Raw genomic sequence first — 25,890 nt, forward strand, 5'->3', positions numbered from 1 at the left:
GACAAGTAAATAATACATCCTGCGGTGTACGTAACTTATTTATGTCTAAAACCGATGTTAGTTATACGGAAGCTCAATATTTAGCGACCATCATCAAGCCTTCCTTGTGGAGGAAGATGTACGGTAACTGTGAGGGCATCCACCTGCGAGTAGCGGGTTTTTGGACATTTACGAGGAGCGGCACGTGCGGGGGTCTTATTTCAACTAACATTATATGAAATTCCTACGGTGTACGTAGCTTATGTATGTCTTAAACCAATAAGTTTAATATGGAAGTTCAATATTTAAATGTAGCTAACATGCCATCTTTTTAAGAAGGAAGTTACAAACATTTGTGAGAGCATCCACCTGTGAGAGCAGGTTTATGGACATCTAGAGAGAACGGCATATGTGGGGCTAAATAAAAACCTTACGTTTTATACGTAAGGTTTTTTTGTTGCATATATATATTCATGTTATCTCGATTCACCTGTGAAATTTCCATAATAAATATAGCACTTTCTGTCTTCATCAATCTCTCTTGAATCTAAAGTGAACTCCATATGCGTGCCGTCGCGCTTAATATATATAATATCTGAATGAAGAGATGGTAAAATTTCTTCATAGTTCCATACATCTTTACTTTCAATCAAGTTTGAACTCGTATCCTTTAGCTCTCTAATTTCAAAACCGATGTGGAAGTAAGTAGGATCTGAAGGATCGTTAGAAAAGGTTTCTTGTTGAATATATATAACTGCTGTTCCGTCTGGATCTACTGAAGTTGCAGTAACAACATATGTATTTTTATCTTTTATAAAATATTCACAAGTCATGCGTGCGATGATTTCAGAATTAGAAATATTTGCGTAGTTCCATAAAGCTGGATACCCTTTCGTTTCATCATTAAGTCGATATTCTAAGTGCATTTTATCCCTCTTCTTCCTTTTTCTTCTACTTTATCATGCCATCCTATATAATAAAAATAGAATTTAAAAAGGGGAGTGCGAAGGTGACAAAAACGAAATGGCTAGTAGGTGGTGTCGTAACATCTTTAATGACTGGCACCTTATTTGGCTGCGCACAAGATCTTCCCTCAAAACCGAATGATACTAGTTGTTCAGATTGGGATTGGGATGATGAACTTGGGGTATGGCAGTGTGATGATAGTAGTTCAGGTTACCGTGGGCATTATTTCTATGGTGGGCGATACTATCAAAATAAATCCGCTTTTAAAAATTCATCGGCGTTTAAGTCGTATCAATCGTCTGCGGAATTTAAAGGTGGAATTGGAAGTGGTTCAAAGGGTGGATTTGGGGGCTAACATATGTCGCAATACATAAGAGAACGAAAAGAGTTTTATTCGAAATATCCGAATTTCTGGTCGAATTTATATGAATGTGAGTATAGTTTGTTTCATGTTTTCTCTATAACAAATGAGACTATGAAACAATTACAAGTAGCGACTGAACGGATGGGGAAAATATTTTTTAAGACTGCTAGACTTTTGCGTAATTTAAGTGAAGAACAGCTTCTTGAACTTGGTTTTCCTCCTGCGAGCTTAACGTTCATTAGAATGAAAGGATTGTATCCTGAATCTGTTATTTCACGATTTGATTTCGTTGTAACTGATGATAACCAAATTAAAATGCTTGAGTTTAATAGTGATACGCCAACTTTTATTATGGAATGCTTTCAAATGAATGGAAAAGTTTGCGGAAAACTAGGCTACGATGATCCAAACTTGGATCAAGAACGGTTGCTATCTTCTGGTGTTACAAAAGCTGTTATGGAGGCGACAAAGGGAATAGATAACCCAAATGTTGTTTTTACAGCACATCATGAACATATTGAGGATTGGAATACGACTATGTATTTGAGTCAGTTATGCCATGTTGAAAATAAAGTAGTGCCAATGTCAAAACTTAGAATTACAAAAGATGCTTTAGTGGATAGTGATGGAGTAAAGATTGATGTTTTATATCGTCAAACTTATCCGATAGAAGATTTAATTGAGGATCAAGATCCTGAAACAGGAGACTTGGTAGGTGTGGAACTGTTGCAACTTGTAAAAGCCGGAAAGCTTTTTATAATAAATCCTTTGTCAGCATTTTTACTTCAGCCCAAATCAATTCAGTGTCTAATTTGGGGGTTAGCAGAAGAAGAGGCCTTTTATACAAATGAGGAACAACAGTGGATTAAAGAATATATGTTACCTACATATTTAGAGCCAGATTTATTTTTAGGAAAAGATTCTTTCGTTCAAAAACCTTCATTTGGTAGAGAAGGGGACACAATTACCGTTCGAGATAAGGACGAAAATATTATGATGCAAAATGCATATCAGACGTATAAAGCGTCACTGCCGATATTTCAAAAATATATAGAACTTCCAGTTGTATCCTTGGAAACAGAAAAAGGGATGGAGACAATGTCGTATGTGTTTGGTTCGTTTTTAATTGCTGGAAAAGCGAGTAGTATCGGTATTCGCGCTGGGGAAAAAATTACGGGGAATGAATCGTACTATTTACCGGTAGGTATAAAAAGGAGGAAAGTACATGATTAATTTTTTATTATATTTAGCAGTAACATTGGGACTTTTATGCATTGGTCTTTTCCTAATGGAAGTGACAACGAAAGTAAAAGAATTTAAGTTAATGGCCCAAGGAAATAAGGCGGTAAGCTATGTACTTGGAGGACGATTACTTGGGTTAGCTATTGTTTTATATTCGACAGCAGCTAATTCTATTTCACTTCTTGATATGGTTTCGTGGGGAGCAGTTGGGATTTTGGCTCAAATTATCGTCTTTTATTTAGCTGAGTGGCTTACACCGCGCTTTAATATAAACAAAAGTCTCGAAGAAGATAATCAAGCAGTCGGTCTTTTTCTTATGTTTTTATCGCTTTCCATTGGGATTGTAATTGCTGGTTGTATAACTTATTAAAAACTTTACGTTCAAACGTAAAGTTTTTAATTTTTATAGATGTTAGTTTGCCATACCTTTCGAAAAAATTGTAGGCTACTGTTGACATCTATTTTAAATAAGAGTAACATTTTCTATGTAATAAAATATAAGTCTCTGTTAGGTGAGGCTCCTGTATAGAGAAATGCTACTGCCCAAAAATGTCGAGAGACGCCAATGGGTCAACAGGAATGATCGAATTAAGGTTTTTCTTAACGTAGCTGGTAATGTACCTATGCTATACAGTGCTAAAACTCGGCGAGGGAGAGGTCCGTAGATTTCTAATTGTATTAGGAATCGTTTATTTGTGTATGTAATGGCCTTTACTCTTTTCGGAGTAAAGGTCTTTTTGTTACCAAGCTATGAGTAATTTCATAGTATAAACTATAAAATTAAACGAGGAGGTGAGGAGCATGTCAAATTCTGACTCGGTTCCGTTACCCATATACTTCAATTCAAAAATATATGATGTAGGCAGGAAACGACTTGTTCCTCCCTCTATATTTATCATAATGTAGCGTTTATATGGATGTTTAAGCGCTAGACACTGTTACGATAAAGTGGATAATTTGAGAAGCAAAGCGTTTCTTCTTATGTTGTACAGGAGGAGACGATAATATGTTATATGCAAACAAAACTGTGGGTAACACGTCATATAAATTAAGTAAAAAATCAATGAAAGAACAAACAATGCTTCAGAAAAATAAAGATTTATTAATTGAAATCGCAACGAGAGATGTAAAATCTGTATTTGCGTATTTTAAAACAACAAGAGACGGATTATCTATGAAAGAGGCACAAAAACGTATTCAAGTATACGGCCGAAATGAATTAACTTCAAAAAGAGCGCGTATTGCGGAATTGATGATGAAGCTAAGCGGAATGATTCCAGGTTTTTCAAAACAACATGTGCGTGATGGATCACAATGTGAGAAAATTACTGTGTCTCGAGTAGAATGTTCTAGTGTAATAGGGGTAAACGGTGAATTAAAAATGATGAATTTGCCAGTACAAGAGCTTGTTCCTGGTGATATGATTTTTCTTTCAGAAGGTGATATAGTACCAGCAGATGTACGTATCATTTACGCGAATGATTTATTAGTAAATGAATCTGTGCTAACAGGAAAAGATGCAAGTATTGAGAAATTTGAAAGTTGCTATCATCTTGAGCGCAAACGATTTATTCCTTTAAAACGAATGAAAGACTATAATCCACTTGAACTTGAAAACGTATGTTTCAAAGGGACGTATATTGTTGGTGGAAATGCAAAGGCTGTAGTTGTTTCGACTGGGAAAAATACGTATTCAGGAATTCTTCATACTTGTTGTAGTAGAATGTCTTAATGTGTAAATGATGCTAAATATACAAAAACAATGTATAATAGACAAAGTTGAAAAAACGTAGAATGGTAATCTATTTATATAACCTTACGTGATGACGTGGGGTTATTATTTTTTGTAGTAGGAGAGGAATTATGAAAAAAGTATTATTAGTTGATGGTATGGCACTATTATTTCGTGCTTTTTACGCAACAAGTGTCTACGGACAATTTATGAAACGACAAGATGGTACCCCTACAAACGGGATTCATGGTTATATGAAACATTTATTAACAGCTATGCAAGCAATTGAACCAACACACATCGTAACATGCTGGGATATGGGAAGTACGACATTTAGAACAGAATCGTTCTCAAATTATAAAGCGAATCGTGCAGCGCCGCCTGAAGAATTAATCCCGCAATTTGATTTAGTTCAAGAAATGACTGCGAAATTGTCTATTCCAGTTATTGGTATGAAAGGGTATGAAGCGGATGATTGTATCGGCACGCTTGCAAAACAATACTGTAATGAAGCGGAAGTGTATATTTTAACAGGTGATACGGATTTACTTCAGCTTGTTGATAAGAACGTTACAGTAATGCTCTTGCGCAAAGGAATTGGAAATTACGAATACTACACACCAGAGAAAATCATGGAAGAAAAAGGTGTGGAGCCTTGGCAAATCGTGCATGCGAAAGCATTCATGGGAGATACGAGCGATAATTACCCAGGTGTAAAAGGTATCGGGGAAAAAACAGCGTATAAATTGATTCAAGAGCACGGAACAGTAGCAACTGTACTAGAAAATGTAGCATCATTAACGAAAGCGCAGCGTACAAAGATTGAAAGTGATCTAGAGAACTTAAATATTTCATTACAATTGGCACAAATTCATTGTGAAGTTCCTATTTCTTGTTCATTAGAAGAAGGATTACACACAATGGATGAAGAAAAACTTAGATTCGTTTGTGAAGAAATGAATTGGGGAAGACCTGAAATATTAATAAATATGCTGTAAATAGTTTTGAAAGAGGGATGTTGTATAAGTCAAACTTTGACTTATACAACATCCCTCTTTTTGTTTTTACGAATAGGATCGTAGTAAATAAAATTATATCGAACTCAATTTTAAATATATAAATGTTTTGACAAAATATATTGGTAGAAGTTGATGACAATAACAACTTTTATAATGAAATGAAGCAATTTCAAAATGGTTTTAGGATGATCACATTTTTGCATGTTCACAAAGTTGTCAGAAAATAAACGGAATTTTCATATGAAGTTCAAATAGAATTCACAACAATCAATTATTATAAGGGCACACAGATAATTCCTTATCTTTTATATAAACCATCCCCCAAGGAGGACAATGAAAATGAGAAAAAAAGTGAGAAAATCTTTTAAACAATTATTAATTGAAAATAAACAATCACTATTAAATAATAAAGAAAATATGAAAGAAATTGAAGAGAGAATTGAGAAACGACATGTAGCATATAGTGCTGCTAGCAATTGATAATTTTGCTTATGAAAAAAGCTTGTAGTTTGGATAGTATCCAAACTACAAGCTTTTTCTTTTTTATTACTTCCACCAAATCCAAGCCCAAAAGTAATTTCGTATATTTCGAGGAGTAACGTGTATAAAACGTTCACCGTCAAAGAAGCAATTTAAATTTGGAAGTGTTTCATCTGGATTTTCTGAAATAAAGGCGACGATGTTTTCGTTGCTTGTAACGGTTACTGTAATTGGTGGATCGGTAGGTGAGACCTGAAGTTGTAACGAAATATTCGCCGTGTTTTTGAATTCATTATTAACAGGTGGACGTATCACTTGTACTGTGAATAACACGATAATTGTTTCGTTTGGCTCCAAATTAGTAGCGACTAGGAAACCGATATTCGGATTCGCTAGTGGAGAGCGTTCGCCGTTAATAAAGACAGTGCCGTTCATAAATTGTAAACCTGGTGGGATGGTATCTTGTAATGAAACATTTGAAAGTGAAATATCAGAAGTATTTGTAATACGCACCGTATAATCAAAATATTGGTTTAAATAAGCGGAGCTGACGGAAGCGTTTTTTACTACTGTTGCAGTTATAAATTGAACTGGTATACGAACGATATTTGAATTAACAATAAAAGTAATAATTGGGTCTTGTGGTGTCAACTGGAAGGCAACTGTAACCGTTGCAGAATTGATAATTGTGCTGTTTGAAGGAATAGAAGTGACGAGAACTTGAAATGTTATAGTTGCTATTCCATCTGCAGGTAAAGCGCCAATATTCATACCAGTGTCTGGACGAACATTTGGAACCGGAGTACCGTTAATTGTTACGCTGTTTTCTATAAATGTTGTACCAGATGGAATGATATCTAGGACAGAAGTACTGATTGTAGGAATTGGTGAATGATTTATTACTTCTAATGTGAAAGTTATCGTCTCTCCTGTTGTTACGATAGATTTATCAGCTGTCTTTTCAATGCGAACCATCGGATCAACTACTGTTGTTGTAACGGTATTTGTTTGCTTTGTAATTGTAATAGGCGGTTCATTCGGATCAATGGTAACAGTATAGGAAACAGAAGCATCATTATTGATTGTAGATTGAAGAGTTGAAGAAGATATTGTTACTTGGAAAGTAATGATAGCAGATGCATTAGGAGCAAGGTTTCCTAATGTAATACCATTTTCAGGGTTTGCATTAGGTTGATTGATTCCGTTAATCGTAACGCTACCCGTAACGAAGGTTGTATCTACTGGTACGGTGTCTATGACAAGAAGATCTTCAATCGTTACATTACCGCTATTCGTAATCGTAATTGTATACGTTAAAGTTTGACTAGGTAATGCATTCGTAGCATTAACAGACTTTATGGCAACGACATTATCATTTTGGACAGTTGTTGTGACGGTATTTGTTGTAGTCGTATTTGTAACAGGTACGTTATTTGGGTTGACTATATAGCTAAAGGTAGTAATTGCTTTGTTGTTGAGTTCATTTGGTGTTGGAATAGAAGTTACGGATACTTGGAATGAAGCGCTAGCATCTCCACCAACAGTTATAGTACCAATTGGTATACCACTTACTGGATTAACTCCTGGAAGAACTTCTCCGTTTACAATAACGCTATTCTCTACAAACGTAGTACCTTGAGGAATCATATCTTGAATGATTACATCATTAGCTGCAACATTACCAGTTTGTTTGAGTGTAATCGTATATGTTAACGTGTCATCGACTGTTGCAAATGCACGGTCAACTGCTTTATTACTATTCAAATTCGCATGATTAATTGTTGTTACGGCAGCTGATGAAATAATAGTTTCTGTAATAGGTGGCTGGTTTGGTACCGTGTATTGGTATTCAATTGTACTTGTGTTAGAAATTGGATTGGTTTGCGGAATCGAAGTAACCCGTACTTGGAATAGAATAGTTGCTGTCGTATTAGGCGGAATGTTATCAAGTTGTATCCCGCTAAGTGGATTGTCATTTGGACGAGCGTTTCCATTCACAATAACACTATTCTCTATAAAGCTCGTATTTGCTGGGATGATATCTGTAACAATAATATTTTCCACTTGTATATTTCCATTATTTATGATTGAAATTGTATAAGGGATAATAGTTTGTAGGTCAGCATATTGGATAGGTGTTGTTTTTGTTGCAATTACAGTAGCAGAAATAACTTCAGTGAAGGTAATATTACTAGTCGATATTTGTTCCTCACCATTAATTGTATAACGAGAAGTCGATTGATTTTGAATACGACCGCTAGCTGGAAGAGCTACGATGGTAACAGAAAAGGTGACTGGGATAGAAACGTTAGGAGCAATCGTTCCTACAAGTATACCAGCACTTGGATTGGCGTTAAGTTGAGGAATGTTATTTACTAAAACGCTACCTTCTATAAAGATTGTTCCATCAGGTATATTGTCTGTAAATACAACAGCAGTAGCATCCGTATTTCCTATATTCGTTAAAGTTGTTGTATAAGTTAAAATGTTACCAATCGTTACAGAAGTCAAATCAACAGTTTTCAGTGAAACGATATCAGCATCATTAATTTGAATGAAAGTAGTATTGGAAGTAGTAGATTTTTGAATTGGTGCAAAATCAGGATTGAAAATAAAGTCGTAGACGATGTTTGTCGTATTAGGTGTTGGATTTACAGCAGGTAAATTCGTAACGGAAACTTGGAACGTTATTGTAGTCGCTTGACCTGGCGTAATATTAGGAATGGAAAAGCCGATATTCGGATCTGCTGCAGGAAGTACAGTGTTGTTAACTGTTACACTTCCTGGAATAAATACTGTTCCATCTTCTATAGTATCTGTAAAAAAGATGGAGTTAGTTGTAGTGGATCCATTATTTTGAATGAATACTGTATATGCAATGGTTTCACCAATATTAGCTAATACTTTATTAGCGGATTTTGTAGCGATAAGAATAACATCAATAAATTGTATATTTGTAGTATTGGAAGAGGTCGTTTCTGAAATTGGTGGTGCGCTTTGTTCCGGTTTATATTCATAGTGAATGACAGCGATATTATTAATATTATTTTGTGAAGGTATAGAGACTACATTTACTTGGAACGTAACAATAATCGTATTATTTGGAAGGATAATACCAAGATTGATACCGGTAACTGGATTTTCATTAGGTCTCGGTACGCCATCTACAAGGATGCTATTTGGAACGAATGTTGTACCAGCAGCAATTGCGTCAATTAGGAGAGTATTTGTAATAGGTATTGTACCAGCGTTTGTAACGGCGACTGTATATGTGATAATTTGGCCGATACGTGTAACAGATCTGTTAGCGGATTTAATTGCACTAACATTCGCCGTCCGCACTTCAGTATTTACTGCATTTGATAACGATCTACGCTGAATGATAGGGGAACTAGGGTCAATTTGGTATTCGTACGAAGTGTCTGAAATGTTAATGACTGTGTTGCCCTCTGGTATACTTGTAAGTTGTACTTGGAATGAAATAGTGACTGTTTCATTTGGTTGTATCGTGCCGAGAGTTACTCCATTTTCAGGGTTCGCACCAGGATGCATCACATTATTGATTGATAAGCTATCTTCAATGAATATAGTACCTTCTGGAATGTTATCAATGAACACCGTATTGTTAGCTGGAACGGTTCCTATATTTTGTAGTGTATTTGTGTAGGTAATAATTTGCCCGATTGATACGAAAGTTACATTCGCGCTTTTAACAGAAATAATATTTGCATTTTGAAGTGATGTTGTAACGATATTAGAATTTGCAGAGCGATTCACTGGTGGAGCTGTAGGGATACTTACATATTGGTAAGTTGCTGAGGATTGATTTATAATTTCGGTTTCAGTAGGTGGGGTATTTGTTTGCACTTGAAATAGTATCGTTTTGGAACTGTTTGCTGGAATTGTTCCAATCGGTATTCCGTTTTCAGGATTTACACCTGGCTGTAGGACACCGTTAATTGTGACACTATCGGGAACGAATGTAGTGCCAGGTGGAATAGAATCTGTGAAAATAATATTTATTGCATCAACATTTCCAGTATTTTTCACTTCAGAAATATAAAGTATAGTTCCGCCGATATCTACAGTTATTGGATTGGACGTTTTTGTAATTGTCAATTGTGCTTGCACGAAATTTGTAATGACAATATTACTTGTAGATGTTTCAGTAATAGGCGGTTGTCCTGGATCTGGTTGGATTGTATATGTTGTATTGGATTGATTTGTAATCGATTGTTGCAAGAATGGATCGTTAATAAAAATTTGGAACGAAATAAGGTGAGTAGCGTTTGCTACTAGGTTAGGCAAAGTAACACCTACATTTGGATTTGCACCAGGTATAGTTGCTCCGTTAAGCGTAAAACTATTTTCAACGAATGTAGTCCCTTCTGAAATAGTATCTGAAAATATGAGATTAGTAGCTGGAATGTTTCCGGTATTTTCAAGCGTTATCGTATAGGTTAAAATATCACCTGTTGTTGCTTGTTGTGCATTGACTGCTTTTAAAGAAAGGATAGTTGCATCCGAAATTTGTGTGAAAGCTGGATTAGACGTAATTGTTCGAGAGATGATAGGAGCGTTTGGATCGGCGATAAAAGTATAGTCAATACGGGCTATATTAGAAATTGGATTCACGCTTGGAATGGATTGAACGATAACTTGGAATGTGACGGTGACGATTTCTGAAGGTGTAATGGAGTTTAATGAGATCCCTATGTTTGGATCGGCACCTGGAGCTGAAACGCCATTAATATTCACGCTATTCGGAATAAATGCAGTTCCTTCTGGGACCAAATCTGTTAAAGTAACTGTATTTGCAGTAGTATTTCCGTTATTTTGAATGACTACAGTGTAAGTGATTGTACCGTTAGTAGACTGTACGAGGGAATCTGTGTTTTTAATTACAGATAGCGATGCATCAACGACAGCTGTAGTAACCGTATTAGATGAAGATGTTGCTGTAACTGGAGGTTGACTTGGGTCGACAATATACGTGTAACTTGCAAGTGCTTGATTTATAATCGCTCCTTGTGGTGGAATAGAGCTTGCAAGAAATTGGAACGTAATAGTAGCAGAATCACCTGGTGCGATAATACCAACTGGAATACCGAGAGTTGGACTTGCATCTGGCAGTGAAACCCCATTAAGCGTGACACTATTTGGAACAAATAATGCCCCTTCAGGAACTCCGTTAATGAGTAATACAGAATTTGCTGGGAAGTTTCCAGTGTTTGTTAATGTTGCAGTGTACGTAATTATATCTCCAATAGATACAATTGTTCGATTTGCTTCTAAAACAGTTGTAACAGTCGCGTTATTAATTTGTGTTGAAGCACTTCTAGAATTTATAGTGCCTGTAATAGGAGGGGCTGCGGGGTCAACGATGAATGCGTATTGAATAGATGCAACGTTTGTAATTGGGTTCGAAGGTGGAGTAGATGTAACTATGACTTGGAAAGTAACAGTTAAGGAATTACCCGCGTTAACGGTTCCGATATTAACTCCGTTATTTGGATTTGCACCTGGAATGGTACTTCCATTTACAGTGAAACTATTTTCAACAAAGGTCGTTCCTACTGGAATGAGGTCTGAGAAATTTAAATTCGTAGCGTTTGTATTTCCACTATTTTGAATTGAAACGGTATAAGTGATCGTGTCACCGATATTTGCAAAAGCTGTATTAGCAGTTTTTACAGCTGAAAGTATTGCTGAATTAATAGAAGTAACGAAGACGTTCGTTTCCACATTGCCAGGCTGAGCTTGTAATGCATTGCCTACGTTATATTGGAAGTTAACAAATCCTAAGTTTTGGAGTTCAGGAGTGAATGTTGTTGGATTGCTTACAATTTGAACTTGGAATATGATTGTTACAGTTTGATTTGGATTGATTGTATTTATACCAACACCATCAATAATAGAAGCGGATGATAATGGAGTGCCATCAACAACAACTGATCCTGCAACAAATTGTGTCCATGTCGGTAAAGGGTCTGAGAAAACAACATTGTTAGCTGGAATATTTCCTGTGTTCGTAATCGTAGTTGTATACGTAATTGTATCACCGATCGTTGCAAAAGCTTTATCTCCGATTTTAATCGTGTTTAAAATAGCACTTTCAATTTTTGTTGTGACGTTGTTAGAAGTAATATTTTTTGAAACTGGAGGGTTTGCTGGATTAACGATATGTTGGAAGCTAACGCTAGCTTGATTCGTAATTGGATTTATAGGCGGAATTTCATTGGCATTAATATGAAATGCTACGATGACAGATTGGTTTGGCGCGATATCACCAATTGGAACACCTGTAATTATATTTGCATTTGGGATGCTAATTCCGTTAAGTGTAAAACTATTCGGTTCAAAGGAAGTTCCGTCTGGAATAAGGTCGGTAAAAATAACATTCGTTGCACTAACATTTCCGCTATTTGTAATTGTAACGGTGTAGACGATATCCTGCCCGATATCTACCGTTGATACATTTGAATTTTTTTGTGCAGTAAGGATAGCACTATTAATTTGTGTGGTCGTTGTATTAGATTGATTGGAAGTTGTAATAGGTGGCTGGCTAGGATCAACGACGTAATGATATGCGGTTAAAGTAGAATTAGATATTGGATTCAGTGTTGGAAGTGTAGTAACAGCTGCTTGGAATGTGACGATTGCCGTATTACCACCATTAATGGAACCTATATTTACACCAGTAGATAAATCAGCGTTTGGAATGGTTTGCCCATTAACTGTGAAACTGTTTGGAACAAAAGTTAAATTGCTATCAAGTATATCGATAACGGTAACATCAGTTGCAGTCATATTCCCAGTATTAGGGAGGTTAAGTGTAAATGTTATTGTATTACCAACATCCGCAAAAGTAAGATCTGCTGTTTTTGTACTTATAATATTTGCGTTGTTTATTTGAAGAAGCGTAGTGTTGGAAGTAGCTGAACTCGATACTGAAGGATTAACAGGATCAACAATAAACTCATATGTCGTTGATGCTGTATTCGGTGTTGGATTAATAGATGGAATGCTGTTAACCGTAACTTGAAAGACGATACTGTATATTTCATTTGGTGGAAGTGTTGCAAGTAATACACCTGTATTTGGATTCGCATTCGGTTGTAAAACGCCATCGACAGTTAATGTGTTAGGAACAAATGTGAGTCCGCTTGGTAATACATCTGTGAATACTATATTAGCTGCATCCGTATTTCCTATATTGGAAATAGAAATAGTGTAAAAAGCAGTTTGCCCGATATCTGAAAAGGATGCACTTTCATTCTTCGTCATTGATAATATGGCTTCTTTAATTTGCGTTGAAACGGGATTGCTAATTGAAGTTTCTGCATCAGGCGGTGAGACTAATTGATACGATGTCGATGAGAAATTTACAATTGGGTTTTCAGTTGGTAATGAGGTCACGTTTACTTGGAAGGAAACATTTACTATAGCCCCAACTGTTATAGGCCCAATATTTACACCGTTTGTTGGATTCGCACCACTTTGAGGAATTCCATTAATGGAAAATGTGTTTGCAATAAATGTAGTACCGCTCGGCACAGTATCTGTGAATATAACATTTTGTGCGGATGAATTTCCGTTGTTTGTTAAAGTAACAGTATAAGTGAGTGTGTCTCCGATGTGGCTAAATGATTTATCAACTTGTTTAGATGAAAGAATAGTAGCTGTATTAATTGTAGTAAACGTTGTATTTGAAGTAACATTTCTTGAAACAATCGGTGCATTTGGATCAGCGATAAATGTGTAAGAAGCAGTAGCGGAATTGGCAATAGGATTTTGAACAGGGGTAGAAGTAGCGGTCACTTGAAATGCTATAGATATCGAGCTGTTAGCAGCAATTGATCCAATCGTTATGCCAGTATTAGGATTCAATCCAATTTGTGTGATGCCATTTATTGTAACGCTATCAGTAATAAACGTTGTACCATTTGGTATAAGATCAGTGAAAGTAATATTCGTTGCATTTGTATTACCAGTATTCGTTAAAATTGTCGTATAGGTAATCGTATCACCTAGTGTTACAAGTGTTTGATCGACCGATTTTACCATTGTTATCATAGCATCTAGTACCGGATTTGTAACGATATTCGTTGAAGTAGAAGTTGTAACAGGAGTTCCGTTTGGATCAACAGTATAAGAGTATAAAATTGTGTCATTACCCATAATCGAATTTGAAGGGGGTACAGAAAGAACAGTTACTTGGAAAGTAACAGTTACTGTTGCGCCTGGCGCGATATTTGGTATAGTTACTCCAAGTGCTGGCTGTGCACCAGGTTGCTGTATGCTATTGATTGTGACCGAATTTGGTATAAATGTAGTGTTAGCTGGAATAGCGCTTGTGAAAGTAATATTGGTTGCTGGTGTATTACCGGTATTCGTAATAGTAGTTGTATACGTAATCGTATCTCCAACTGAAACTATAGATTTATCAGCACTTTTTGTGGTAGCTAATATTGCACTATTTATTGTCGTAGTAACGGTATTAGATGAAGCGGTTTGAGTGATAACCGGTTGACTTGGATCAACAATATGCTGAAATTGTACAGAACTAGAATTAGAGATTGGATTTATACTTGGAATGTTTAGGACAAGTGCGTTAATAGTAATAACGGCCATTCCGCTTGGGTTTATATTTCCAATTTGTATTCCGTTCGCAGGATTTCCGATTTGCTGCGCACCAGAATCATTTACAAGAGTGCCAGATATAAATGTCGTTCCATCAGGCAAAATATCCGTGATATTGATATTTTGTGAAGTGACATTTCCAGGGTTACTTAATGTAATTGTATAAGAAATTGTATCGCCAATCGTTGCGAAAGTTTTATCTACAGATTTAACTGCCACAATTTCTCCAGAATTTATTTGTGTCGAAACGGGATTGGATGTTGTACTTCTTGAAGCAAGTGGTAAATTAGGTCCTGTCATAAATTGATAATCAATCGAAGCGCCGTTTACAACCGGTGAATTTGGACCCCCAGGTCCAATTGTGAAAATCGGATTTGGAATACTAACTACTTGCACACGGAAGGTGACGTTTATAAAATCTCCTGCAATAATATCCCCAACAGGTATCCCATGCGCTGGATTTACCCCAGGTAATAAAACTCCCCCTACTCGAACGCTATCAACTATAAATACTGTATTATTTGGAATTGGATCTGTAAAAATGATGTTAGTAGCAGTCGCGTTCCCGATATTTTCTAATAAAACTGTATATGTTAAAAATGAATTTCCAGGTGCTACGTCAGAAAATAGTCGATCCACACTTTTCGTTGCTTGAATAATTGCTTCGTTAATTTGCACTAAAGTTGGATTACTTGTAGCTGTTTCTGTCACTGGCGGCTGGGTAGGATCCACAATAATAGAGTATGTCGTACTAGATTGATTCAACGTTGGATTGGAAGCTGGTATTGAGCCAACGATAGCTTGAAAGCTAATTATTGTCGTTCCTCCAACTGGAATTGAGTCTAAAGAAATCCCGCTATCTGGTCTAAATCCAAGTTGTGAGATGGTATTGATTTGTACGCTATCAGGAACGAATGAAAGTTCAGGTGGTAATATATCGATAAAAACAGGCGAGTTTGCGATAGTATTTCCGCTGTTAGTGAGGGCAGTTGTATACGTAATTGTATCTCCAACAGCAGCAAATGCACTGCTCGCAGTTTTGGTTGCGATAACGGAAGCGGTATTTACTTGTGTAAAGGTTTTATTAGATTTAACTGTTCGTGAAACAGGTGGTTCATTTATATCTACAATAAAGCTATATTGAAGTGAGGATTTGTTAGGGATTGGATTAGGGTTTGGAATTGTTGTAATGTTTACTTGAAAACTAAGTGTAACGGATGCATTTGAATTCAAGTTACCAATATTGATACCATTTTGTGGATTTGCATTAGGAATAGTTGTTCCATTTACCGTAAAACTATTTGGAATAAACGTTGTACCATTTGGAATTGCATCTGTAAAAATAACATTGTTTGCGGTAGTATTACCAGAATTAGTAATGGTAGAAGTGAAAGTAATTGTATCTCCAATAGTAGCGAATGTTGAATTGACAGTTTTATTTATAGAAAGAGTAGCATCAATAATTGGAGTAACCGTCGTATTCGTAATTGTACTGCTAACAGCAGGTGATTGGTTTGGGTTCACGGTATATTCATAATTTACAAGAGCATTATTTGTTAATGTGCCACTAGGTGGTATCGCTAAAATTTGTGCTTGAAAAGTAATGAATACAGTATCTCCTGGCGAAATATCTGCTAAGTGAACACCAAGTGATGGATCTAATCCTGGTTGTGGAACATTATTGATCGTTACGGAGTTTTGGATAAATGAAGCTCCTGCGCCAAGCCCATCCGTTAAAACAGTTGCACTAGCAGGGATATTACCTGTATTTGTTACTGCAATCGTATAGGTCACGATATCACCAATTGCAGCTGTCGGTGTATTCACAGACTTAGTAGCGACAATAGTAGCATTATTAATTTGAGTTGTTATTACGTTACTTAACGTATTGGCGGATGCTGGAGGTAAGTTAGGATTTACGACATACTGGTACGTTGTATTGCTTTGGTTCGGGATAGGATTTGGATTCGGGATAGAATTTACTTGTACTTGGAACGAGATGGTCGTATTTGCATTGGGGTTTATTGGATCAATTGCTATGCCATTTGCTGGATTTACATTAGGGAGTGTATTCCTGTTTACTGTAACACTATTAGGAATAAAAGACGTCCCGTTTGGAATTACATCTGTAAATATTACATTTGATGCAAGTGTGTTCCCGCTATTCGTTAAAGTAGTCGTGTACGTAATAATATCATTTACATTCGCAAACTGTTTATCTGCAGATTTCGTAGAGGTAATCGTAGCGTTATTAATAGTTGTTTGTACAGTGTTAGAAGCAACCATCTGCATTACAGCAGGTTTGGATGGATCGTACGTGTATTGGAATGTTGTGCCCGATTGATTCGTAATCGGATTTAAAGTAGGGATACTTGGTACAGAAATTTGGAATGCAACAGTACGTGATGAATTTGCTCCTATCGTACCGATAAAAATGCTGTTAGCAGGATTTGCATTTGCTATAGGGACACCGTTAATCGTTACAGTATTAGGAATGAAGATGGTACCCGCTGGAATGATATCTGTAAACGTTACATTAGAAGCAGCGATATTCCCGTTATTCGTTAAAATAGTTGTATACGTAATGACATCACCAACATCAGCGAAGTTTGTGCTTGTTAGCTTCGTTGCAACAATATTAGCAGTATTAATTTGTGTCGTTACTATATTACTAGTAGCGTTTCTCACAACAGCAGGTAAATTTGGATCGGCGATAAAGCTATATTGAAGTGCAGCGCTGTTTTGAACTGGATCTGGTAAAGGTAAACTATTTGCACTAATTTGGAAAACAATGGTTGTAATACCACCTGCTGGAATCGTACCAACTTGAAGACCAACACTTGGATCTACACCTAGCTGTAAAGTACCACCTATAAAAATACTATTTGGTACGAGAGTCGTACCAGGAGGTAGAATATCTGTAACGATTACATTATTTGCTGGAGTATTCCCAGGATTAGCTAGGGCAATAGTATATGTGATCGGTTGCCCAACATCTGCAATAGTTAAATCTACCTGTTTGACAATAACTACATTTGCTAAGTTGATTTGTGTACTGACAGTATTACTTAAAGATGTTTCTATAGTTGGTGGATCGCCTGGATTTAGAATAAAGCTATATTGTGTACTAGCTGAATTTATTGTTGGGTTTTGTGTTGGTAAAGAAGTGACAGTTACTTGATAAGAGACTGTCAGTGAGCCGTTAGCAGGAATGGAAGGTAACGGAACACCGAGATTTGGATCGGCGTTATTTTGGAGTACACCATTAATAAGGAAAGTGTTTTGGATAAAGGTAGTACCGTCTGGATTCGTATCTACGAAAGTAGGACTATCAGCAGAAACGCTTCCTGCATTCGTCAAAACAACGGTATAAGTTAATATATCCCCTACAGTAGCGAACGCTCGATCCGCTGTTTTGGTTGAAATGACATTTGCATCGTTTACTTGAGTAAATGTAGTAGTTGAAGTAGTGTTCTTACTTACAGGTGAAGCGTTTGGATCAACGATAAAGTTATAGGAAATGGAAGCGCTATTTGAAATGGGATTTGGGTTTGGAATGCTAGTTATTACTACTTGGAATGAAGCTGTAATTGTAGTAGTAGCATTGATGCTACCAATGCTGATGCTAGCTGGTGTTGCTCCCGGCTGAGTGATACCGTTAACTATAACACTGTTCGGTACAAAGGTAGTACCGTTCGCAATTGGGTCGGATAGTAATACGTTGTTCGCTGTAACATTTCCATTGTTTGTAAGAGAAAAAGTGTAAGTTAATATATCTCCAACTTCCGCAAATGTTTTATCTACAGATTTAATAGCTTGAAGGTTTGCTAGTCTAATTGCGGATGTAACAGCATTAGAATTTGCAGTTTTTGAGGTGGGTGGCAGACTTGGATTTACAGTATATAGATAAGAGGCGAAAGCATTATTAATGATAGGGTTTTGGGCGGTAATATTGATGACTGTTACCTGGAAAGAAAGGGTAAAAGTAGCTCCGCCAGGAATTGTGCCGATAGGTAAAGCAACTAGAGAATCTACATTTTGCAAAACTCCGTTTAGTGTTACAGTACCAGCCGTCAATATCGTTCCATTTGGAAGTGGATCTGTTAGTTGTACGTTAGTTGCAGCTGTATTTCCACTGTTTGTAATAAGAATTGTATAATTGATTGTTTCGCCAATTGTAGCAAATTGTTTATTTGTTGATTTTGTTAATGTTACATTGGCATTGTTAATTTGAGTGGAAACGAGATTAGAAGAAATGTTTTTTATAATGGGTGATTGACTTGGATTGACAGTGTACTGATAAGAAGCACTTGAACCATTAGATACGGCATTTGAAGCTGGTATTGTGTTTACTACTACTTGAAATGAAACATTTTTAGTTGTGCCAGTTGGAATCGATCCAATGTTCACACCGTTAGCGGGATTTGCTCCCACTTGTGTCGTACCATCTATCGTTAAACTGTTGAGAACAAAAGTTGTTCCAGTAGGAATGATATCTGTAAAAATAACGTTGTTCGCATTCGTATTACCTGTACCTGTAAAGGAAACGGTGTACGTTAGTGTATCACCAATATCTGCAAAATTTTTATCTACTGCTTTCGTCATGGTGACAGTAGCATTATTCACTTGAGTGGATACGGTATTAGTTGTATCAGTCCCGCTTACTGCCGGTTGATTTGGCACAGGAATGTATTGATATGTTGTTGTACCACTATTTAATATTGGATTTGTTTGGGGAATAGAAGGAACGAATACTTGAAATGAAACAGTAGTCGTAGAATTAGCAGCAATAGATCCAATTGATATACCAGTAGCGGGATTTGCTCCTGCTTGAGTAACCCCGTTAACAGTTACACTCCCTGGAATGAAAGTAGTCCCGCTAGGAATCGGATCCGTATATATAACGTTCGTTGCAGCGATATTTCCTATATTAGCTAAGGAAATACTGTAAGTTAATGTTTCACCAATGTCAGTAAAGATTTTGTTAACTGATTTTGTTCCATTAATATCGGCGAGGTTAATTTGTGTTCCAGCAGAGTTGCTTGTTGCAAGACCGTTAAAGGTTGTTCCTCCAGCAATTGGTGTATATTGAAATGTAATATTAGCAGTGTTAGAAATCGGATTTGGGTTTGGAAGAGAGACGACAGTCGCTTGGAAAGTTACGGTACGAGAAGCGTTGTTATTAATTGTTCCAAGAGATATACCAGCAGCAGGATTTGCATTTGTCTGTGGTACGTTATCTACTGTTACAGTGCCAGGTATAAAAGAAGTACCGTTAGGGAGACTATCTATAAAAATAGCATTATTGGCGGGAAGAAGCCCGGTGTTAGGGATAGTAACGGTATAAGTGAGAATATCTCCAATTGCAGCAACACTTTTATTCACGCTTTTCGTTGCTTGTATATTAGGTGAATTTATGTTGATTTGTAAGCCGACTGTATTTAACATATATGCATCTCCGTTAGTTGTTAAACGGATTGCGGCGGAGACTTGAGAGTTTGTTAAATAAGGAGAAATATCAATAGAAGTAATGTCCCAACCTTGCCGGCCTGCGGAGATATTTGTACTTGTAGAAGCACTTTGATTTCGTGTTCCGAATGTCCCCGTTGTATCTAAATTTCCGGCAGCATTATTAATTTGAGAACCAAAGAAATTATTTATAGCATTATTTGGTCCAGATAAAGCATTTAATGAACTGAAATTGGGTCCAAATAAAGCTTGATCCCCGGTTAAATCAGCATCTCCTTCGGTAGAACTTAAAAATAATCTCCCGCTTACAGGTCCTCCTGAAGGTGTTAAAAATCCTGAGACTGATACATCGGCACTACCAGTTTCCACAGAAACACGGTTACCAGCTACGTAAATTGTTAAATTTCTTGCAGGTAAGGAACCGTTTTGATAAGCGACAATGAGCGTCCATCCAGAAGAATTGATAGCCCCATTAGAAGCATCTAAAGGATCAACAAGTCCAGGGACAGAGCCGGTTGTATAAGAGCCAGATCCAGCAGCTTGGACGAGGGATGTTACATCTGCGGATCGCGTATAGAATCCAAATGTGACAGATCCAGAAACGAATGTTTGATTTGAAGCTGTAACAGCTGAAGGAGTAATCGAGTATGTTGATACAGGTGTTGTGAAAGAAACAGGATTCCCTAAAACACTCGTAATATTTTGATCACGAGATAAGTAGTTTCCGCCCCAAACAAGTTCTGCGTAAAGAATAGTACTACCAGCAGGGATATTTAAAATAGCGGTAGAACTATTTTGTGTATAGTTTAACGTAGTACCAGCAGGAAAAGTCGTAACTTGTAAAGCGGTATTCGTAGTTATAAACGCCCCAATTGCACCGATTGTACCAGCACGGTTTTGATTACTAATTTTACTTAAGCCTAAAGTGTTTCCTGTAATAGCGAGTGCGCCGTTAGTGGTGGTAGAAAATCGATTTGTAATTGGCATGTTGTCACCTCATTTACAATATAGTTTTGGTCAAAATAGGATATGTGTGTGACAAATAAAGGGAAACATGTACAAGTTGATTTGGTAATAATGATTTAAATGTCTAGATAAGGGGATGGAGTATGATTGAATTAGAAATTAGGTTGGAGCGTCTTAAGGAAGAACAAATAGGCGATATTGTAGCGTTATCTTCTTATATTGGATGGGATTATAACAGAGAAGAAATTGAGACTATTTTTGATTCAGGTATCGTATATGGTGCGTGGAATGAGAGGGAGAACCTAATTGCTAGCGCAGCAATAATATTATATGGGGAGAAATTAGCGTCTATCGGAATGGTCATTGTACATCCAGATTATAAGGGGAGAGGGATTGGAAAGGCGATAACGAATTCATGTATTAAGAGCGTATCGGTTCAAACTCCCATTATGCTTATTGCTACGGATGAGGGAAAGCCTCTATATGAAAAATTAGGATTTAGAGTAGTAAGCTATGTTTCTAAATACATATGTAACTCGTACAATGTGAATGATTATTGTGTAGGAAATGAAGATTATATGATGAATTATGAAGAGTGTGATTTAGAAGAAATAATAAAATTGGATGAGTGTGCGTTTGGAACAAATAGAGAAGAGTTTTTAACGAAAAGAATGATGCAAAGTGAACAGTGCATCGTTGTAAAGGACAAGGAACAAAATGTATTAGGTTATGGTTTAAGTATACAAACACCAGAAAATAAAATAATAGGACCAGTCGTTGCAAGAGATGATGCGATGGCAATGAGGATTGTACATTATTTAGCAAGAGGGCATCATGGTAAATTAAGAATGGATGTACCAGAAGGAAAGAAAGATTTTGTGAAAGAATTAGAGATTACTGGTTTTCAAAAGGTTAATACACCACCAATTATGATGAAAAATAGCGATAAATTATTAAAAAGGAGTAATGAACTGTATAGCATTGCAGCACAAATTTTTGGATAAAAAAGAATCCTTCTGAATGAAGGATTCTTTTTATTAATCACGGTATTGATCATGAATAGGTTGAAAAAGGTCTTCCTCGACATCTCTAACAACTGAAAAATGATCAACATTATAATGACCATGTAGAGTTTTATTATGATGACCAATGATTTGCTCTGCAGATAATACGTTAGAATCAGTTGTGGAATGACCGTTTTTAATTAATGTAACGTCAAATCCTTGTACAGTCGCCGTTCTAACAGCGGTATCGATACAATGTTCTGTTTTACATCCACCGATAACGATATGGCTAATTTTTTCTTCTTTTAAAAGTTCGAGTAAAGAGGTGCCATAGAATGCGTTTGTTGCTGCTTTATTAATAAGGATTGCAGACTTAGGTACTTTAATTTGATTATGTACTTCAAATCCTTCTCCGCTGCCAGAAGCAACATCAATATCTCTTACGAAAACAATAAGGGCATTTGCATCTATTGCTTTCTGTACGGCTGTATTTAATGTAGATAATAACTCGGTTTTACGAAAAACTTCTTTTTCTTGTTCATTTCCATCCATTAATTCTTGCTGCGCATCGATAATTAATAGTGCCTGTTTCATCGTGTCTCCCCTTTAATCTGAAATAAGTTCCACTGTACATATTCCGTTATATTGATAGGAAATCCTTCATTGCAAGCGAAGTAGACGATAGATTTACAAAGTTGTCAAATAAATTTCATTCTCTTAGCGTGTAAAAACATGTATGATAGGAGATGGAGAATTTTTGAGTAGGTGGGAATAACATGCAAACAGTAGAGGATTATCTTTCATTCTTACATACGAAAGGATTTAAATTATCAGAGGAAGCACAAGGGTTTATTATGTTCGGACAAGGATATACTGGTGCATCTGATGGAATTGTGAACGCGGCAATAGAAGCGACAATTAAACATCAATTACAGTTCGATGGAAGTTATTTTGTTGCGTTATTAGAACGATTGAAAGAAGAAGATATTACAGATAAAAAAAGCGCTAAGGCTTTTATGCGGAAGTTACAAGCGTAACTTCACGCAGCCTGCGCTTCTTTTTTTGTTTTGGAAGGTAATTCAACAAAAATCATGCCTAGGAAAATACATAAGCATCCGATAATAGCAGAAATAGAAAGTTGTTCGTTTGCAACGAGAACGCCTGTTAAGGCAGCAAAAACGGGCTCCATTGCGAAAATAATTGCTACTCTCGTTGGAGACGTATGTTTTTGTGCGGATGTTTGAATGAAAAAAGCAATGGATGTCGCGAATAGGGAAGTTAGGAATAGAGCAAATAAAAAGGAAGAATTCGTCCATAGTGCTACTGAAAATAACTTTTCCCAATCTTCAAACAAAAAGGCGCAAATAGAAGAAAAAATCCCGACAGCTAATACTTGCGACGTGCTTAACAATAAAGGTGATATTTTCTTAGAGAAGAAGCCGTTAACAAGAATATGAGCAGCGAAAGCAACTGCACAACCGAGAACGAGTATATCTCCTATATTTAATTGAAAAGAATCACCAGCTGTTAATAAGTATAGCCCTGCTGTTGCTACAGCAATGCCAATTACGATAAAAATGGTAGCTTTTTGCTTTAAAAAGATAAAAGACAAAATTGGTACCATAACGATACTAAGCCCCGTTAAAAAACCAGCTTTTGAAGAAGTTGTATAAAGTAAGCCGAATGTTTGTAATACATAGCCAACGCATAAAAAGAATCCAACGATTAATCCAGCGAGACTACTCTGTTTTATATCTTGTTTTGAAGTTTTTTTTGAGAAAATCATTTGAACGAATAATAAAATAATTCCAGCGAATAAAAAGCGAATACCATTAAAAGTAAATGGACCAACGAAAGACATAGCATTTTGAACGACGACAAATGTAGCTCCCCAAATAAAAGAGACAAATAATAAAGCAAGAGGAGCAACCCAATCTTTTTTCACACTCATACCCCCGTTAATTTTGTAAGATAGCTTTTCTAGCTAATTCATCAGCGACTTTATTTTGACTACTTGGAATCCACTTAATAAAAAAGAGATCAAAACTTTTTATGTACTGCAGTGCTTCCTCTAATAGTGGTGCAAACATTTTATTTTTTGCGTATTCTTTTTCAACAGCTCGCTCGACAAGTTGCGAATCTGTACGAAAAGAGACAATGTTATAATTATGCTCCGTGCAATATTTTAATGCCGCAAGTAAAGCGTGGTATTCCGCTTCATGATTGGACATTGTCCCAAGGGGTAATGATAATTGTACAGCTGGTTGTACCCCTTTAATAAATACTCCTGCACCAGAAGGACCAGGATTTCCTTTTGATGCACCATCAATATATACTTCAATCAAAATGAGAAACCTCCAAATAATAAGATGATCCCCTACTTATATGTTTCCTTGAAGTAGGGGATAGGGTACTTAGCCGATTGTAATACTATAACGACATGTAAATGTTTCATTCGCTTGTAAAGATTGAATTCCTTTTTTTTCCTTGAAATCTTTTGCTGGATTTACTTCATCAGCAATTCCGTACCAAGGTTCAATACATAAGAAAGGTGCGTTCTCACCTGGTGTCCATACGCCGACAAATGGGAACCCATCAAATTCTACCTTTACAAATTTATTATGTTTATGAGAACGAATAGAGATTTCATCCGTATTCATATTTTCAAAAATAAGTGCATCATTTTTGAATAAATCGTATGTAAGTGGCAATTCATTCGTATTTTCAGCGATTAATTGCTTTTTACTAGAAAGGTAAGGTCCTTCTAATACACTTGTTTCTAAGCGTTCAGAACCATTAAATGATAAATGGTAATCTGTAAATGATTCACCCTCTAATAACGGGAAGTTGAATCCAGGATGCGCCCCGATTGAGAAGAACATTTCTTTTGAAGTAGGGTTATTCACTTCATATGTTACATGAACGATTTGTCCGTCTAGCTCATAAGAAACAAGTAACTCAAATTCGTATGGGTATTTTTTTAATGTTTCTTCATTACTAGTTACAATATAAGTGATTTTCGTTTCACTTTGTTCTTTTACAGAGAATGTAAGATCACGAGCAAAGCCGTGTTGTGTTAAAGAATAAGGTTTACCATCTACGTAGTATGTATCATTTACTAATCGGCCGACAATTGGGAACAAAATTGGTGCGCGGCGCCCCCAATAAGTAGAATCGCCTTGCCATAAGTATTCAGTGTTGTCTTCTTTTAAGCGAACGCTTTGTAATTCTGCACCTTTGTCAGAAATGGAAACGATCACTTTTTCATTTTGAATTGTTGCAGTCATGAAGTAAAACCTCCTAAATTTTTCATATATTTCATTATACGTTGTCTAAAAGAAAAAAGGTAGTTCATGATAGGAATCTATTGACGAAAGGGGGGGCTACCGCGTAAAATATAATCTTGTTGCTTAAAAAACGAATAACGTGGTTCGAAACCATCCCACGTAAAAAAACTAAGGAGATTTTGTCATGAATATTAGAACTTTAGTCGGTAATGGTATTTTAGCGGCATTATATATTGCTGTTTCTATGCTTATTCAGCCATTTGGCTTTACGAGTGTACAGTTTCGTATTTCAGAGATGTTTAATCATCTCGTTGTATTTAATAAGAAAGCAATTTACGGAATTGTATTAGGTGTATTTTTAACGAATCTCTTTTTCTCACCTATGATCGCTTACGATTTAGTATTTGGAGTAGGGCAATCTATTCTGGCATTAGTTGCGACGATTATTTCTATGCGATTTATTAAAGGTGTTTGGGCTCGTATGGTTTTTAATACAGTTATTTTTACAATTACAATGTTTATGATTGCAATTGAACTTCATCTTGCATTTGATCTACCATTTATGTGGACTTGGTTAACATGTGCAGCGGGTGAATTCGTTGTAATGGCGATTGGTATGCCTGTAATGTACTGGATTAATAAACGAGTACGATTTGAAAGATTTATGTAATAGATAAAAGAGCTATTCCTATAGGGATAGCTCTTTTTGTATGGAGTCAAATTGAATATAATACTGTGA

15 protein-coding genes, 2 other RNA genes and 2 riboswitches are annotated in these 25,890 nt (G+C 36.3%); of the genes, 11 read left to right on the forward strand and 6 right to left on the reverse strand.

Going from position 1 to position 25,890, the window contains the following annotated elements; all coding sequences use genetic code 11:
- The first annotated feature begins 13 nt into the window (after window positions 1-13).
- Both ssrS (KZZ19_RS07895) and ssrS (KZZ19_RS07900) read left to right on the forward strand, forming a co-directional pair.
- Window positions 14-196, forward strand: a non-coding RNA gene (ssrS, locus tag KZZ19_RS07895) — 6S RNA.
- A gap of 21 nt (window positions 197-217) precedes the next feature.
- Window positions 218-401: non-coding RNA, 6S RNA (ssrS, locus tag KZZ19_RS07900), on the forward strand.
- Window positions 402-455: 54 nt separating this feature from the next.
- Here the strand turns inward: ssrS (KZZ19_RS07900) and KZZ19_RS07905 are convergent.
- On the reverse strand, window positions 456-905 hold the full coding sequence (locus tag KZZ19_RS07905) for a hypothetical protein (protein WP_088095819.1): 450 nt from the start codon (window positions 903-905) through the stop codon (window positions 456-458).
- An 83-nt stretch (window positions 906-988) separates the two neighbouring features.
- Here KZZ19_RS07905 and KZZ19_RS07910 point away from each other — a divergent pair, with 83 nt between their 5' ends.
- The 6 genes from KZZ19_RS07910 (at window position 989) to KZZ19_RS07935 (ending at window position 5,782) form a co-directional block, all read left to right on the forward strand.
- A complete protein-coding gene (locus tag KZZ19_RS07910) occupies window positions 989-1,300 on the forward strand; it encodes a hypothetical protein (RefSeq protein WP_063263216.1) in 312 nt (103 codons plus the stop codon).
- A gap of 3 nt (window positions 1,301-1,303) precedes the next feature.
- On the forward strand, window positions 1,304-2,542 hold the full coding sequence (locus KZZ19_RS07915; protein ID WP_237981891.1) for a glutathionylspermidine synthase family protein: 1,239 nt from the start codon (window positions 1,304-1,306) through the stop codon (window positions 2,540-2,542).
- The gene (locus tag KZZ19_RS07920; protein ID WP_000606860.1) at window positions 2,535-2,921 is read left to right on the forward strand and encodes a DUF350 domain-containing protein; all 387 of its coding nucleotides are present in this window, start codon (window positions 2,535-2,537) and stop codon (window positions 2,919-2,921) included. Before KZZ19_RS07915 ends, KZZ19_RS07920 begins: the two co-directional genes overlap by 8 nt.
- 127 nt (window positions 2,922-3,048) lie before the next feature.
- A riboswitch (M-box (ykoK) riboswitch) is annotated at window positions 3,049-3,214 on the forward strand.
- Between the two features lie 343 nt (window positions 3,215-3,557).
- Window positions 3,558-4,283, forward strand: coding sequence for a cation-transporting P-type ATPase (locus KZZ19_RS07925; RefSeq protein ID WP_098343566.1), 726 nt, complete (start codon window positions 3,558-3,560; stop codon window positions 4,281-4,283).
- A gap of 131 nt (window positions 4,284-4,414) precedes the next feature.
- Window positions 4,415-5,281 carry a 5'-3' exonuclease gene (locus KZZ19_RS07930; protein WP_048527107.1) on the forward strand — a complete coding sequence of 289 codons (867 nt, stop codon included), beginning with the start codon at window positions 4,415-4,417 and terminating at the stop codon, window positions 5,279-5,281.
- A 360-nt stretch (window positions 5,282-5,641) separates the two neighbouring features.
- Entirely contained in the window at window positions 5,642-5,782 is a 141-nt protein-coding gene (locus tag KZZ19_RS07935) for an FbpB family small basic protein (RefSeq protein WP_016088576.1), read from the forward strand.
- A 66-nt stretch (window positions 5,783-5,848) separates the two neighbouring features.
- Here the strand turns inward: KZZ19_RS07935 and KZZ19_RS07940 are convergent, their stop codons facing one another.
- Complete coding sequence (locus tag KZZ19_RS07940) at window positions 5,849-20,881, reverse strand: DUF11 domain-containing protein (RefSeq protein ID WP_237981892.1); 15,033 nt, start codon at window positions 20,879-20,881, stop codon at window positions 5,849-5,851.
- A 122-nt stretch (window positions 20,882-21,003) separates the two neighbouring features.
- Between KZZ19_RS07940 and KZZ19_RS07945 the strand changes: the two genes are divergently transcribed.
- On the forward strand, window positions 21,004-21,864 hold the full coding sequence (locus KZZ19_RS07945) for a GNAT family N-acetyltransferase (RefSeq protein WP_237981893.1): 861 nt from the start codon (window positions 21,004-21,006) through the stop codon (window positions 21,862-21,864).
- A 33-nt stretch (window positions 21,865-21,897) separates the two neighbouring features.
- On the opposite strand, the gene KZZ19_RS07950 is transcribed toward KZZ19_RS07945, so the two are convergent.
- A complete protein-coding gene (locus KZZ19_RS07950; RefSeq protein WP_237981894.1) occupies window positions 21,898-22,458 on the reverse strand; it encodes a cysteine hydrolase family protein in 561 nt (186 codons plus the stop codon).
- 182 nt (window positions 22,459-22,640) lie between these two features.
- On the opposite strand from KZZ19_RS07950, the gene KZZ19_RS07955 reads away from it, so the two are divergent.
- The gene (locus tag KZZ19_RS07955) at window positions 22,641-22,901 is read left to right on the forward strand and encodes a DUF6123 family protein (protein WP_088095826.1); all 261 of its coding nucleotides are present in this window, start codon (window positions 22,641-22,643) and stop codon (window positions 22,899-22,901) included.
- Window positions 22,902-22,903: 2 nt separating this feature from the next.
- Here the strand turns inward: KZZ19_RS07955 and KZZ19_RS07960 are convergent, their stop codons facing one another.
- The 3 genes from KZZ19_RS07960 to KZZ19_RS07970 form a co-directional block, all read right to left on the reverse strand.
- Window positions 22,904-23,809: a DMT family transporter gene (locus KZZ19_RS07960; RefSeq protein ID WP_237981895.1), complete on the reverse strand. Its 906-nt coding sequence runs from the start codon at window positions 23,807-23,809 to the stop codon at window positions 22,904-22,906.
- A 13-nt stretch (window positions 23,810-23,822) separates the two neighbouring features.
- Window positions 23,823-24,209: a reverse transcriptase-like protein gene (locus tag KZZ19_RS07965; protein ID WP_000573873.1), complete on the reverse strand. Its 387-nt coding sequence runs from the start codon at window positions 24,207-24,209 to the stop codon at window positions 23,823-23,825.
- Window positions 24,210-24,278: 69 nt separating this feature from the next.
- The gene (locus KZZ19_RS07970; protein WP_088095828.1) at window positions 24,279-25,151 is read right to left on the reverse strand and encodes an aldose 1-epimerase family protein; all 873 of its coding nucleotides are present in this window, start codon (window positions 25,149-25,151) and stop codon (window positions 24,279-24,281) included.
- 133 nt (window positions 25,152-25,284) lie between these two features.
- Window positions 25,285-25,329, forward strand: a riboswitch (PreQ1 riboswitch).
- A gap of 6 nt (window positions 25,330-25,335) precedes the next feature.
- On the opposite strand from KZZ19_RS07970, the gene KZZ19_RS07975 reads away from it, so the two are divergent.
- Window positions 25,336-25,821 (forward strand): QueT transporter family protein, encoded by a 486-nt coding sequence (locus tag KZZ19_RS07975; protein WP_226546367.1) that lies wholly within the window; start codon window positions 25,336-25,338, stop codon window positions 25,819-25,821.
- Window positions 25,822-25,890 lie beyond the last annotated feature (69 nt).

Origin of the sequence: Bacillus thuringiensis, assembly GCF_022095615.2 — a bacterium.
GTDB lineage: Bacteria > Bacillota > Bacilli > Bacillales > Bacillaceae_G > Bacillus_A > Bacillus_A cereus_AG.